1 protein-coding gene is annotated in these 15,534 nt (G+C 75.0%); it reads right to left on the bottom strand.

Annotated elements, in window-relative coordinates; all coding sequences use genetic code 11:
* Positions 1-13: 13 nt before the first annotated feature.
* Positions 14-14,992 carry a type I polyketide synthase gene (locus AB0I49_RS19240; RefSeq protein ID WP_363228181.1) on the bottom strand — a complete coding sequence of 4,993 codons (14,979 nt, stop codon included), beginning with the start codon at positions 14,990-14,992 and terminating at the stop codon, positions 14-16.
* Between the last annotated feature and the right edge of the window lie 542 nt (positions 14,993-15,534).

The following is a 15,534-nucleotide window of genomic DNA, read 5'->3' as shown; positions in this document are numbered from 1 at the left end:
TCTCTCAGCTCTCTCAGGCCATGCCGAAGTTGTCGTCGAGCAGTGCGAACAGTTCGTCGGCCGAGGCCGTGGCGGTGGCGTCCGCCGTCGCCGTCTCGTCGGCCGGGTGGCCGGCGGCGGACTCCGGCGGGCGGCCTCCGGGGCCTTCGAGGCCGCCGGGTCCGGCGGCCGGGCCGACGCGTCGCGTCCAGTCGCGCAGCAGGTCGTTCAGCCGGTCGCCGATCCCTTCGGTGCCGGGTGCGCCCGGCGTCAGGGCGGCGAGCTTCGCGGCCAGGTCGTCCAGCTCGGTCAGGCGGTCCGGCGCGGGGGCGGCGACGGCGTCCAGTTCGTCGTGGAGGTGGTCGGCGAGCGCGGCGGGGGTGGGGTGTTCGAAGACGACCGTCGGGGGGATGGCCAGCCCGGTGGCCGTGCACAGCTGGTTGCGGAACCGCATCGCGAGCATCGAGTCGAAGCCCACTTCGGAGAAGGCGCGGTCCGGCGGTACGCCGCCGGCGCCCGGGTGGCCGAGTACGGCGGCGGCGTGCCGCGTGACCAGGTCGAGGACCGCCTGGCGGCGTCCCGGCCCGTCCAGCGACGCCAGCCGTGCCGCGAGCCGGGCGGCGGGCGACTCCTCCTCGTCGGCCGCCGAGGCGTGCTCGGGCGCGGGGTCGTCCGCCCCTGGCCCCGCTCCGGGCCCCGCCGCGGGGTCCGTTGCAGGGTCCGTCGTACGGTCGGCCGGCGAGGGACCCGTCGTACGGCCGTCCCGCGGTTCCGTGACGGCGAGCGTGCCGCTGCGGCCCGGCGTGGGCAGCCAGTAGCGGTCCCGCTGGAACGGGTAGGTCGGCAGCGGTACGGGCCGGGCGTCGGCGTCCTCGGGCAGCAGCGCGGCCCGGTCGACCGGGGCGCCCGCCGCCCACGCCTCCGCGGAGGAAGCCAGCAGCCGGTCCCGGCCGCCGTCGTCGCGCCGCAGCGTGCCCACTGCCGTCACCGCCCGGCCTGCCTCTTCGGCGACGCTCTCGGCCCCGGCGAGCAGCACCGGGTGCGGGCTCGCCTCGATGAGCAGGTCGTGCCCGGCGGCCAGCAGGGAGCGGACGGCCCCCGCGAAATCGACGGTCTCGCGCAGGTTCCGGTACCAGTAGTCGGCGTTCAGCAGCGTGCCCTCGACGGGCCCGCCGGTGACCGCGGAGTACATCGGCACGACGCAGCTCCGCGGGCGGACCCCGGCCAGCGCGGTCAGCAACTCGTCCTTGATCTCCGCTACTTGGGCGGAGTGCGCGGCGTAGTCGACGGGGATGCGGCGGGCCCGCAGGCCGTCCCGTTCGCACGCGGTCAGCAGCGCGGCGAGAGCGTCCGGTTCGCCCGCGACGACCACGGCGTCCGGGCCGTTCACCGCGGCGACGCAGCTCCCGCCGCCCTCCGCGAGCAGGCCGCGTACGCGTTCCTCGGACGCGGCGACGGACACCATGCCGCCCCGGCCGGCGAGGCGTGACAGCGCCTTGCTGCGGAGCGCCACCACCATGGCGGCGTCCTGGAGGGAGAGCGCGCCCGCGACGCAGGCGGCGGCGATCTCGCCCTGGCTGTGTCCCACCACGGCGTCCGGCCGGACGCCGATGGCGCGCCAATAGTCGGCCAGCGCCACCATCACGGCGAACAGCGTGGGCTGCACGACATCGACGCGGTCGAGTGACGGGGCGTCAGGGTCGTTGCGCAGCACCTGTGTCAGCGACCAGTCCGTATAGGGGGCCAGGGCTTGCGCGCACCGTTCGATGGATCGCGTGAACGCCGGTTCGCGGTCGAGGAGTCGCGCGGCCATACCGGCCCACTGGGATCCCTGCCCGGGGAAGACGAAGGCCGTCCGGCCGTCCCTGGAGCGGCCCCGCACCGCGCCGGGCGCGGGCGCCCCCTCGGCGAGTGCGCCGAGCCACTCCAGCAGTTCGTCTCGTCCGGCGCCGACGGTCGCCGCCCGGCAGGTGAAGGCCGTACGGGACGTGGCGAGCGCTCGGGCGAGATCGGCGGGCCGCAGGTCCGGGTCGGCCTGCACCCGGTCCAGCAGCTGCCGCGCCTGCCGGCGCAGCGCTCCGGGGGTGCGGGCGGAGAGCAACCACGGGACGGCGGGCGGTGCGGGCTGCTCGGCGACACGCGAGGCCGGGGCGGGCTCGCGGTGCGGAACCGGTGCGGCGTCGGGTGCCTGTTCCAGCACGGCGTGCGCGTTGGTGCCGCTCATTCCGAACGCGGAGACTCCGGCCCTGCGCGGCTCGTCCCCGGCGGCCTCCCACGGGCGGGACTCGGAGAGCAGCCGGACCGCGCCCGCGGACCAGTCGACGCGGCTCGACGCCTCCTCGGCGTGCAGCGTCCGCGGGAGGACGGCGTGCCGCAGGGCCATGACGGTCTTGATGACCCCGGCGACGCCCGCCGCGGCCTGGGTGTGGCCGATGTTGGACTTCAGCGATCCGAGCCACAACGGCCGTTCCGTCGGGCGGTCCTGACCGTACGTCGCCAGCAGCGCCTGCGCCTCGATCGGGTCGCCGAGGGTCGTGCCCGTACCGTGCGCCTCGACCAGGTCGATCTGCGGGCCGGTCAGTCCGGCGCCCGCGAGCGCCGCGTTGATGGCCCGCTGCTGCGCGGGGCCGCTCGGCGCGGTCAGGCCGTTGCTCGCGCCGTCCTGGTTCACGGCCGTGCCGCGTACGAGCGCCAGTACCGGATGGCCCAGGCGCCGCGCGTCGGACAGCCGCTCGACGAGCAGCACGCCGACGCCCTCGCCCCAGCCCGTGCCGTTGGCGGACTGGGCGAAGGACCGGCAGCGGCCGTCGGGCGACAGGCCCTGCTGGCGGCTGAACTCCACGAAGACGTCCGGGCTCGCCATCACCGCGGCCCCGCCGACCAGCGCGAACGAGCAGTCCCCGGACCGCAGCGCCTGCCCAGCGAGGTGGAGCGCGACCAGGGAGGACGAGCAGGCCGTCTCCACCGTCACGGCCGGCCCCTCCAGGCCCAGGATGTACGAGATCCGGCCCGACGCCACGCTGGTGACGGTGCCGCTGAGCAGGTGCCCTTCGACGTCGGCCGCCGGGTCCCGGGGCCCCGTCCCGTACCCCTGGGACGCCACGCCGACGTAGACGCCGCCCTGGTCGCCGCGGACGGAGGCCGGGTCGATCCCGGCCCGTTCCAGCGCCTCCCAGCCGGTCTCCAGCAGCAGCCGCTGCTGCGGGTCCATGGCGAGGGCCTCACGCGGCGAGACCCCGAAGAACTCGGCGTCGAACTCGCCCGCGCCGTCGAGGAATCCGCCGCCCGCGGCATAGAACGTGCCCTGCCGGTCGGGGTCCGGGTCGTACAGCTCGGCCAGCGGCCAGCCGCGGTCGGCCGGGAGGTCGCCGATGGCGTCGACGCCGTCGGCGACCAGGCGCCACAGGTCCTCGGGCGAGCGGACGCCGCCTGGGAAGCGGCAGGCCATCGAGACGATGGCGAGCGGTTCGCCGGCCGGGGCGGCCGGTGCGGATTCCAAGGGGGGCGGTGGCGCGGCGCCGGTCAGTTCGGCGAGCAGGTGGTCGCCGAGCGCGGTGGCCGTCGGGTGGTCGAAGACCGTGGTCAGCGGCAGGGGCAGGCCCGTGGCGGCGATCAGCCGGTTGCGCAGTTCGACGGCGGTCAGCGAGTCGAAGCCCGCTTCGCGGAACGGCCGGTCGGCCGCGATGGAGCCGGTCGAGTCGTGGCCGAGCACCTCGGCCGCCTCGGCGCAGACGAGTTCGCGCAGCCGGTGGACGCGCTCGGGCTCCGGGAGCTCCGCCAGTTCCCGCCGCCACGCGTCGCCGGCGTCCGGTGCGGAAGCCTCCTCGGCGTGGTCGGGGGCGGGCGCGGCCTCCGGCAGCCTGCGCAGCAGCGCGCTGTCGCGGGCCGACAGGAACGTGGGGGCGAAGCTCTGCCAGTCCATGTCGGCGACGACCAGTTCGCTCTCGCCGAGCGTCAGCGCCCGCTGGAGCGCGGCGAGCGCCGCCGCCGGCTCCAGTGGCACCAGGCCGTGACGGCGCAGCTGCCGGCCCACCTCGCCGTGGGCCATGCCCGCGCCGGACCAGGGGCCCCAGGCGACGGAGGTCGCCGCGAGCCCTCGGGCGCGGCGCGCGGCGGCGAGGGCGTCGAGGTGGGCGTTGGCCGCCGCGTAGGCGGCCTGGCCGCCGCTGCCCCAGGTCGCGGAGATCGAGGAGAAGAGGACGAAGGCGTCCAGCGACGGGCCGTCGAAGAGCGCGTCCAGGTGGTCTGCGCCGAGCGTTTTGGCGGCGGTCTCCCGGGCCACGTCGTCGAGGGTGCAGTGCTCGATCGGGGTGTCGGAGGTGAGCCCGGCCGTGTGCACGACGGCCCGTACGGTCTCGTCCTCGGCCCGCAGCCCCTCCAGTACCCGCGCCAGTTCGGTGCGGTCGGCGACGTCGCAGGCCAGGACGGTGGTACGGGCGCCGAGCGCCGACAGTTCGGCGGTGAGTTCGGCCGCCCCCGGCGACTGGGGGCCGCGCCGGCTGAGCAGTACGAGGTGTTCGGCCCCGTCCGCCGCCAGCTTCCGCGCCACGTGCGCGCCGAGGCCGCCCGTACCGCCGGTGATCAGCACGGTGCCGCGCGGCTGCCAGGGCTCGGGGGCGGGACCGGCGGGGACGGGCGCCCGGTCGAGGCGGCGCCCGAAGAGCCCGGCAGCGCGGACGGCCACCTGGTCCTCGCCGTCCGCCCCGGCCAGTACGGAGCACAGCCCGCTCAGCGCCGCGTCGTCCAGCGCGCCGGGCAGGTCGACCAAGCCGCCCCAACGGTGCGGCAGTTCGAGCGCGGCGACCCGCCCGAGGCCCCACAGTTCGGCTTGCACGGGGTCGACGGGGGCGGGGGCGTCCGACGCCGGGACATCGGACGCCAGGGGGTCCGGCGTCGGGGCCTCCGACGCCAGGACATCGGACGCCAGGGCATCGGACGCCGGGGCCTCCGACGCCGGAGCATCTGACGCCGAGGCATCCGGCACCGGGCCATCGGACGCCGGGGCCTCCGTCGGCCCCACGGCCCCGCTCGTGACGCACCACAGCGGCGCGTCCAGTCCGCGGTCGCCCAGGGCCTGGATGAGCAGCAGGGTTGCGGCCAGGGCGGCGCTCGGTGCGGCGGGGGACGGCTCCGGTCCGCGGCGGTCGGCGGCCGTGAAGGCGAGCAGCGACAGTACGCCCGCGATGCCGGTGACATCCGGCGGCAGCAGGTCGGCCAGTTCCGCGCGCCCCGTTCCGGCCGCGACCGGCAGGACCGCGACCTCCGCGCCGTGCCGGGCGAGGGCCCGCTCGCAGGCGCGGGCGCGCTCGGCGCCGTCCGGCCCGCTGACCACCGGGGTGACGAGCAGCCAAGTGCCGGAGAGGTGCGGGGCGGGCGGCGCGCCGAGCGGCTGCCAGCCGACGCGGTAGCGCAGGCGGTCGGCGGCGGCGTCGGCCGCGCGCCGTGCCCGCCGGGACGCCAGTGCCCGCGGCACGTCCTCCAGCGCGAGCGCGGCGCCCTCGTCCAGGCCCAGTTCGGCGGCGAAGGCCCGTACCCCGTCGGGGCGGTCGAGCAGATCCCACAGACCGTCAGCCGCCGTGTCCGCAGCGGCGGGTACGGGCTCGGGCCAGAAGCGCTTGCGCTGGAAGGCGTAGGTGGGCAGGCTCACGCGGCGTACGTCCGTGCCGCGCCAGCCGGTCGACCAGTCGACCGGTACGCCGCGCACGTGCAGCCCCGCCAGCGCGGCTCGCACGGCGGCGGCCTCGGGCCGCCCCTCCCGCAGCATCGGCAGCGTCTCGCAGCCGTCGGCGTCCTCCAGGCAGCCGTGCAGCATGCCGGAGAGCACCCCGCCCGGCCCCAGCTCCAGGAACGTCGTCGCGCCTTCGGCCCGCAGCCTGCGGGCGCCGTCGAGGAACCGTACGGTGCCGCGGACGTGCCGGACCCAGTAGTCGGGGGAGCACAGTTCGTCGGCGGAGGCCGGTGCGCCGGTCAGGTTCGAGACCACCGCGATCCGGGGCGCGGAGTAGGTCAGCCCCTCCGCCACGCGCCGGAACTCGTCGAGCATCCCGTCCATCCGCGCGGAGTGGAAGGCGTGGCTGACGGCCAGTCGCTTGGTGCGGCGGCCACGGGAGCGGAACTCCTCGGCGAGCCGCAGCACCGCTTCCGCGTCGCCGGACACCACGGTGGAGCCGGGCCCGTTGACAGCGGCGATATCCGCTGACACAACGCCTGGTGAAAGGCAGTCAGCAAGTACCTCCCGTACTTCCGACTCCTCCGCCTCGACCGCCGCCATCGCCCCGCCCTCGGGCAGCGCGTCCATCAGCCGGCCGCGAGCGGCGACCAGCTTGCACGCGTCGCGCAGGTCCAGGACGCCCGCGGCATGGGCGGCGGCCACCTCGCCGATCGAATGGCCCAGCAGCAGATCGGGCCGTACGCCCCAATGCCGTACGAGCCGGAACAGCGCGGTCTCCAGGGCGAACAGCGCGGGCTGGGTGAAGCGGGTCCGCTCCAGCAGCTCCGCCTCATGCGTGCCCGCCTCGGCGAACAGGACGTCGCGCAGCGGCACTTCGAGGTGCGGGTCCAGTTCGGTCAGTACCTCGTCGAGGGCGTCGGCGAAGAACGGTTCGTCGCGGTAGAGCTGCGCTCCGGCGCCCGCGCGCTGACTGCCCTGGCCGGGGAAGAGGAAGGCCGTGCGGCCGGGCAGGCCCGCCGCGCCCGTGACCACCGAGGCCGGGCGGCGGCCGTCGGCGAACGCCCGCAGCGCCCGCAGCGCGGACTCCGCGTCCGTACCGAGGACCGCGGCGCGGTGCTCCAGCGCGGCCCGGCCGGAGACGAGCGAATAGGCGACGTCCGCCAGGCCGGCATCCAGGCCGGCATCCGGGCCACCATCCGGGCCACCATCCGGGCCGCCGTTCGGGCCGCCGTTCGGGCCGCCGTTCGGGCGGTCGGCGAGAGGGGCGAGGCGGGTATGGAGCCGGTCCGCCTGGGCCCGGAGCGCCGGCGGGGTCGCGGCGGAGAGCAGCAGCGGTACGGGCAGGGGCCGGGCGGGCTCGGGGCCGCCACCGCCGGGAGCACTGCCGCCCGTGCCCTCCGGGTCGCCCGTGCCCTCCGTGAAGCCCATGCCCTCCGTGAAGCCCATGCCCTCCGGGTTGCCCTCCGGGTTGCCCTCTGGGTTGTCCGTGTCGCCCGTACTCCCCGTACCGCCCGTGCCCTGCGGAGCCTGCTCCAGGACCACGTGGACGTTGGTGCCGCTGATGCCGAAGGAGGACACGCCCGCGCGGCGCGTACCGCCGTGCTCGGGCCAGGGCGTCCGCTCGGCGAGCAGCCGGAGCCCGCCCGCCGACCAGTCGACGTGCGGGTTGGGCTCGCCGAGGTGCAGCGTGCCCGGCAGCTCGCCGTTGCGGATGGCCAGCACCATCTTCATGACGCCCGCGACGCCCGCCGCCGCCTGCGTGTGCCCGATGTTGGACTTGACGGAGCCGAGCCACAGCGGGCGGTCGGCGGTCCGGTGCGCGCCGTAGACGGCTTGCAGCGCCTGCGCCTCGATGGGGTCGCCGAGCCGGGTCCCGGTGCCGTGCGCCTCGACGGCGTCGATCTCCTCGGGCCGCAGCCCGGCGTCGGCGAGGGCGGCGCGGATGACGTTCTGCTGGGCGGGCCCGCTGGGCGCGCTGAGCCCGTTGCTGGCCCCGTCCTGGTTCACGGCGGTGCCGCTGACCAGCGCGAGTACGGGGTGGCCATGGCGGCGGGCCGCCGACAGCCGCTCCAGCAGCAGCACGCCCGCGCCCTCGCCCCAGCCGGTGCCGTCGGCGTCCGCGGAGAACGCCTTGCACCGCCCGTCGGGCGCGAGTCCGCGCTGGCGGCTGAACTCCACGAAGAGCTTGGGCGTGCTCATCACGGTGACGCCGCCCGCGAGCGCCTGCTCGCAGTCGCCGCGGCGCAGGGCCTGCACGGCGAGGTGGAGGGCGACGAGGGAGGACGAGCACGCCGTGTCGAGGGTGAGCGCGGGCCCTTCGAGGCCGAGGGCGTAGGAGACCCGGCCGGAGAGCACGCTGGCGGTGTTGCCGGTGAGGAAGTGCCCCTCGGACGCGCCGGGCGACCCCTCCAACCGCGCCAGGTAATCCTGGCCGTTGGTGCCGAAGAACACCCCGACCTGACGGCCCCTCAGTGAGTTTGGGTCCTGCCCGGCCGCCTCGATCGCCTCCCAGGAGGTCTCCAGGAGTAGCCGCTGCTGCGGGTCCATGGCGAGGGCCTCGCGCGGCGAGATGCCGAAGAACTCGGCGTCGAAGCCGCTGACATCGGCGATGAACGCGCCCTGGTCGCTGTAGGTGGTTCCGGGGTGGTCGGGGTCGGGGTCGTACAGGCCCTCGGTGTCCCAGCCCCGGTCCAGCGGCCAGGCCCCCACCGCGTCGACCCCGTCGGCCAGCAACTTCCAGAATTCTTGCGGCTGTTCGACTCCTCCGGGAAACCGGCAGCCCATGCCGACGATGGCGATGGGGTCTTCGCCGTGCTGGGGGCGTCCCTGCTGCACGGTTTCGACCACGGCCGCCGTCCCGGAGCCGACAGCGGCTACGGCCGCGCCCGACTCCCCCAGCGCGGTCAGTTCGCTGATGAGCCGTTCGGCGAGCGCACCCGGTGTGGGGTGGTCGAACACCACGGTGGCGGGCAGCTTGAGGCCGGTCGCGCCGCCGAGCCGGTTGCGCAGTTCCACCGCGGTCAAGGAGTCGAGGCCCAGCGCGGCGAACGCCTCGGCGGGCCGCACCGCGTCGGCCGTCTTGTGCCGCAGAACAGCGGCTGTGTGAGTGCGTACCAGGTCAGTGGCGTACTGGATACGGTCCTCAGCACTCGCCAGCGCGGCCAGCCCGGCGCGAACGCTGTTGCCGTCCGCACCGTCACGGTCCCCCGGCGCGGCGCCTCGGCCCGCCTCGTCCGGCGAGCCCACCGAACCCACAGCGCCCGCCGCCCTCGGGCCCGGCAGCTCGGCCAGCAGCGCGCGGGACCGCAGCCCCGTCCCTTCGGCGAACCGCCGCCAGTCGACGTCGGCCACCAGGACGAGCCCGTCGTTCTCCGCCACAGCGCGGTCGATCGCGGTGACGGCGGACTCGGGGTCCATCACCGGCATGCCGAAGTCCCGCAGCCGGGAGGCGACTTCGTCGTCGAGCATCCCCTCCACGGCCCACGCGCCCCAGGCGATGGAGGTTCCGGGCAGGCCGTCGGCGCGGCGGAGGGCGACCAGGGCGTCCATCGCGGCGTTCGCGGCGGCGTAGTTACCCTGTCCGGCATTGCCGACGACGCCCATGACCGAAGAGAAGACGACGAAGGCGGCGAGGTCGAGGTGGGCGGTGACCTCGTGCAGGTACTGAGCGGCCGTCAGCTTGGCCCGCAGCGAGACGGCGAGCCGGGCGGGGGTCAGCGCGTCGAGCAGCCCGTCGTCCAGTACGCCCGCCGCGTGGAAGACGCCGGTGAGCGGGGACTCGGCCGGGATGCCGGCGACCAGCGCGGCCAGCGCCTCCCGGTCGGCGATGTCGCAGGCGGCGATGTCCACTGTCGCGCCCAGCTCCGCGAGCTCCGCGCGCAGCCCCTCCGCTCCGGGGGCGTCGGCGCCGCGCCGGCTGACGAGGAGGAGCCGTTCGGCGCCCTGCGCCGCGAGCCTGCGGGCGGTGTACGAGCCGACGCCGCCGGTACCGCCGGTCACCAGGACCGTTCCGCCCCGCTCCCAGCGCCCGCCGGTCGCGTACGGGCGCTGGGGCGCGGCCAGCAGCCGTCGCCCGAGCACTCCGGTGGAACGCACCGCCACCTGCTCCTCGTCGGCCGCCGCACCGGCCAGCACCGCGCACAGGCGGAGGGCGGCCCGCTCGTCGAGCGCCGCAGGCACATCGACGAGCCCGCCCCAGCGCTGGGGATGTTCCAGCGCCACCGTGCGACCGAGTGCGGCGACGGCCGCGTGCGCGGGCGTACCGGGCCGTTCGGCCCTGCCGACGACCGCCGCCCCCTGGGTCAGCAGCCACAGCGGGGCGTCGATCCCGGCGTCCCCGAGCGCCTGGGACAGGGCGAGAGTGATCGCCAACGCTCCAGTGAGTTCAGGGTGTTCGGGGTGCGGTCGCTCCTCCCAGGCGAGGAGGGAGAGCACTCCGGCCACCGGCTGCCCCTCGTCGGCCACGGCCGCTTCCGCCAGCGCGGCGGACAGTTCCTCGCGCGTAGCCCCCGGACCGGCGGCGGCGACGAGGGTCAGGTCGACGCCGGCGCCGGCGAGGGCGTCGAGGACTCCGGCCACGGCATCGTGCGCGGGGGCACCGGGAGTGCCGGGGGCTTCTGGGACTACCGCCAGCCAGCGGCCGGAGAGCGGGGCGCCGGGCGAGACCGGCACCGGCACCGGGCGCCAGCCGACGTGGTAGCGCCAGGAGTCCGCGCGCCGCTCGTGTGTCTGCACGGAACGCCAGGCGGACAGGGCCGGAAGCACCTCGCCCAGGGCTTCGAGACCGACCCCGAGCGTCTTGGACAGCTGAGCGTGATCCTGCCGCTCCAGCCTCTCGAAGAGGTCTTCGGCGGGCGCAGAAGAATCAGAGGAGGAGGGGGAAGGAGACGACGAGGTCAACCAGAAGCGTTCGCGTTGGAACGGGTAGGTGGGCAGGTCCACGCGGCGCGCGCCGGGGTACGCGCCGGAGAAGTCCACCGGCAGCCCGCTCGCCCACGCCTGACCGAGCGACAGCAACAGACGCTCCCGGCCGCCGTCATCACGGCGCAGCGACCCCAGCACCACCGCCTCGACCCCGGCCGCCTCCGCCGACTCCTGCACCCCCACCGCCAGCACCGGATGAGCACTCGGCTCCACGAAGAACCGGAACCCCTCCGCCAACAGCGCCCGCGTCGCCTCCTCGAAACGCACCGTCTGCCGCAGATTCCGATACCAGTAGTCGGCGTCCAATTCGGAGGTGTCCAGCGGCTCACCGGTGACTGTCGAATAGAACGGCACATTCGCCTGTCGTGGCGTCAATTCCGCGAGTGCGGAAAGCAGTTGTTCGTGAATGTCCTCTACGTGAGAAGAATGCGAGGCATAGTCCACCGGTACGCGCCGGGCCCGCACCTCCCGCGCCTCGGCCCGCTCCAACAACTCGTCCAACGCGCCCGCGTCACCCGACACCACGGTAGAAGCAGGGCCATTGACTGCGGCGACTGAAAGCTTGCCGTCCCAGTCGCTCAGCCACTCCCCCACTTCCGCCGCCGGAAGGGCCACGGACACCATTCCGCCACGCCCCGACAAGGCGCGCAGCGCCTTGCTCCGCAACGCCACCACCCGCGCCGCGTCATCCAACGACAACGCACCCGCCACGCACGCGGCAGCGATCTCACCCTGAGAATGACCGACAACCGCACCCGGCTCGATGCCGTACGAACGCCACACCGCTGCCAGCGACACCATCACCGCGAACAACACCGGCTGCACCACGTCAACCCGCTCCAATGACGGAGCGTCAACCCGTGCCCGTAGAACATCTTCCAAAGACCAGTCGACAAACGGCGACAGAGCCCGCCCACACTCCGCGACCCGAGCCGCGAACACCGGTTCCGTGTCGAGGAGTTCGGCGGCCATCCCCACCCACTGCGAGCCCTGGCCGGGGAAGACGAAGGCCACTTCGCCGCTCGTACCGGCAGTTCCCTGTACGAGGCCGGGGGCGCCGGAACCCGTGGCCAGGGCGTTCAGGGTCTGCCGGAAGTCGTGGGCGTCCGTGCCGACGCCGACCAGTACCGCGCGGTACTGGTGGGCCGCCCTCCCCGTCGCCAGGGAGTAGCCGACATCCGCGGGGCTCGGCCCGGCCGGGGCGTCGAGCAGCCGGTGCGCCTGGTCGCGCAGGGCCTGCTCGCTCTTGGCGGAGAGCGTCCATGCCAGAGCCGTCGAGCCGGGCGCGGGCACGGCCTCACCGGGCACGGCCTCATCGGGTGCCGAGGGCGCCTCTTCGAGGATGACGTGCGCGTTGGTGCCGCTCACTCCGAACGACGACACCCCCGCCCGCCGTGGGCCATCGCCCGCATCCCACGGGCGGGACTCCGTCAGCAGTTCCACCGCGCCCGCCGACCAGTCCACCTCCGGCGTCGGACCGTCCACATGCAGCGTCTTCGGCATCACCGCGTGACGCATCGCCAGCACCGCTTTGATGACACCGCCCACACCGGCCGCCGCCTGCGTGTGACCGATGTTCGACTTGAGCGACCCGAGCCTCAACGGCCGCTCGGCCGCGCGGTTCTGACCGTACGTCGCCAGGAGCGCCTGCGCCTCGATCGGGTCACCGAGCCGGGTCCCCGTACCGTGCGCCTCCACCAGGTCCACATCCGCCGCACGCAGCCCCGAGTCCGCCAGCGCCGCACGGATCACCCGCTGCTGCGACGGACCATTGGGAGCCGTCAGCCCATTGCTCGCACCGTCCTGATTGACCGCGCTCCCCCGCACCACCGCCAGCACCGGATGCCCCAACCGCCGCGCGTCCGACAGCCGTTCCAGCAGCAGCATCCCCACGCCCTCGGCGAGGCCGAATCCGTCGGCGTTCGCCGCGAACGCCTTGCAGCGGCCGTCCGGCGCGAGACCGCCCTGGCGGCTGAACTCTACGAACATGCCCACGGTCGACATCACCGTCGCGCCGCCGGCCAGGGCCATGGAGCACTCGCCGGAGCGGATGGCGCGCGCCGCGAGGTGCAGGGCCACCAGCGACGAGGAGCAGGCCGTGTCGACGGTGATCGCGGCGCCCTCCAGGCCGAGGGTGTAGGCGAGTCGGCCGGACGCGACGCTTCCGGTGTTGCCGGTGAGCAGGTGCCCGCCGACCTCGTCGGCGTCCTGGAGGCGCGGCCCGTAGTCCATGGTCATCGCGCCGACGAACACCCCCGTCCGGCTTCCGCGCAGCGACGTCGGGTCGATACCGGCCCGTTCGAAGACCTCCCAGCTCGTCTCCAGCAGCAGCCGCTGCTGCGGGTCCATGGCCAGGGCCTCGCGCGGCGAGATCCCGAAGAACCGCGCGTCGAACTCGGCCGCGTCGTGCAGGAAGCCCGCTTCCCGCTGGTAGTAGCGGCCGGGCCGGCCCGGTTCGGGGTCGTAGTGGGCGGCGGTGTCCCAGTCCCGGTCTGTCGGGAAGGGCGTGACGGCGTCGGCGCCGTCGGACACCAGCTGCCACAGTTCGTCGGGGGTGCGGGCGCCGCCGGGGTAGCGGCACCCCATGCCCACGATCACGACGGGGTCGTCGTCGGCGGCGGCCGTGAGAGGCGCGCCGCCTGCCGCCTCGGCGTCGGCGTCGGGCTCGTCATCCGCCAGTTCCGCGCGGAGCGCCTCGGCGAGGGTCCCCGGTGTCGGGTGGTCGAAGACCGCGGTGGCCGGTATCCGCAGCCCGGTGACCGCGCTCAGCCGGTTGCGCAGCTCCACGGCCGTGACGGAGTCGAAGCCGAGGTCGAGGAACGGCTGGTCCGCCGGTACGGGGCCGGGCCGGCCCAGGAGCCCGGCGACCTCGCGGGCGACGAGCTTCAGCAGCGCCGTCCGCTGCCCCGCCGCCGGAAGCACGGCCAGCTCGGCACGGAGCGCGCCCCCTGGAGTGTCGACGGTCGCCTCCCTGCGGTGCGCCTCCAGCCCCTCCGCCCCGGCCGACGCTGCCGATTCCGATTCCGCGTCCGACCCCGATCCCGATCCCACTTCGAGGAGGTGCGGGGGAAGTTCGGCGGGCCGGGCGTCGTGGCCTTCGTACACCGCCTGCCAGTCGGGCTCCGCTCCCTGTGCGCACAGCTCGCCCAGCGAGGTCAGGAACCGCCTGCGGTCCCCTTGATCGCGCCGGAGCGTCCCCATGACGTGCGCCTCGGCGCCGCTCTCCTCGGCGCTGTCCTGCATGGCGGAGGTGAGGACGGTGTGCGGGCTGACCTCCAGCAGCGTGCCGTAGCCGTCGGCGAGCAGGGCGCGGGTGGCCGACGCGAAGCTGACGCGGCTACGCAGGTTGCGGCACCAGTAGTCGGCGTCGAGGACCGGGTCCTCCAGCAGGCCGCCGGTCAGCGCGGAGTAGTAGGGGATCCGGGCGGGGCGGGGCCGGATGGGCGCGAGGTCCGTACGCATCCGGGGGAGGATCTCGTCGATGTGCGCGGAGTGGGCGGCGAGCCCCACCGCGACCTTCCGGGCGTGCACTCCGGCCCGCGCGAGGTCGGTGAGCAGTTCCTCGGCCGCGTCGGCGTCTCCCGAGACGATCACGGAGCGGGGGCCATTGACCGCGGCGACGACCAGCCGGCCGGGCCACCGCTCCAGCCTCGGGGCCAGCTCCTCCGCGGCCGCCATGACGGAGACCATCTCGCCCCGCCCGGCCAGCGTCGCCTGGGCCTGGCTCCAGAGGGCGACGACCCGCGCGGCGTCGTCCAGGGACAGCGCGTCGGCGACGGCGGCCGAGGTGATCTCGCCGACGCTGTGGCCCAGTACGGCGCCGGGCTCCACTCCGTACGCGCGCCAGAGTTCCGTCAGCGACAGCGTCATGGCGAACAGCACGGGCTGCACGACGTCCGCGCGGGCGAGGCTCGGCGAGCCGGGCGCGCCGCGCAGCAGGTCGATCAGGGACCAGTCGGTGAAGGCTTCCAGCGCCTGGGCGCAGTCGTCCATGCGGCGTCGGAAGGGCGGGGAGGTCTCCAGCAGCCGGGCGGCCATGCCGGGCCATTGGGCGCCCTGGCCGGGGTAGACGAATGCCACCCTGCCGGCGCTGGCCCCGGCACCGCTATAAGCCGTGCTCCCGCTTCTGCCTCCGTTCCCGCTTCCGCTCTCGGCCTCGACGAGTCCGGGCGCGGAACGGCCGTCGGCGAGCGCCTCCAGGAGGTCCAGGAATCCGCTCCGGTCCTCCGCGACCAGCGCTGCGCGCCGTCTCCCGGCGAGCGCGGAACCGGCGAGGGCGAGCCCGACATCGGCCGGGCGCCAGTCCTCCTGGCGGCGGAGGTGCTCACGCAGGCGCCGTGCCCGGTCCGCCAGCGGCTCCCGGCCGCTGCCGCTCAGCATCCACAACAGGGGCGAGCCGGAACCGGTTCCATGCACCATCGCGCCTCAGGGCTCCTTCGCGGCGAGTCGGGCCATAAGTTCGGTGCTCTCAGCGGTTGCTCCAGAGCGCGCCGGAGCGCGCCCGTCGTCTGCGGACCGATCAACGTCCTTCGGCAGCCGCTACGGGACGTGCAGTTGAGATCTTGCCGGGCCGGCGTAGCAGCCCGATATCGCAAGGCGCGACAGCGGATGACGGCGTCAGCGGGGCGTGCGAGGCCGTGTGCACGTCAGATGCACGTCCGATGCACGTCCGACGTCGGCAGGCGGTGCGAACGGCCGGTGCCGGCGGGCGGCGCGAGGAGGGCAGTGTGAGCGGCCGCCGCTCGGGTACGCGCCCCCAGTGCCGCGAGAGAGGTGATCACCGGGTGCGGCCGGGGTACGGATCCACCGACCGTACGCACCCTACGCACGGCACACACAGCACACACGGGTCGCACGGCACGCTCGGGTCGCGTTGGCCTCACGGGTCGGCCCGGTCCTCGGGGCCCCCGCCCGGTGACGGTCCTCGCCCGGTACGTGCTGCCCGAACCCGCGTCCCGCAC

Source organism: Streptomyces sp. NPDC050617, assembly GCF_040654795.1.
Lineage (GTDB): Bacteria > Actinomycetota > Actinomycetes > Streptomycetales > Streptomycetaceae > Streptomyces.
This window is presented reverse-complemented; position numbering and strand designations above follow the sequence as displayed.

Excerpts from the sequence above, each read along its gene's own strand:
- AB0I49_RS19240 (WP_363228181.1), bottom strand. The coding sequence starts at position 14,992 with ATGGTGCATGGAACCGGTTCCGGCTCGCCCCTGTTGTGGATGCTGAGC.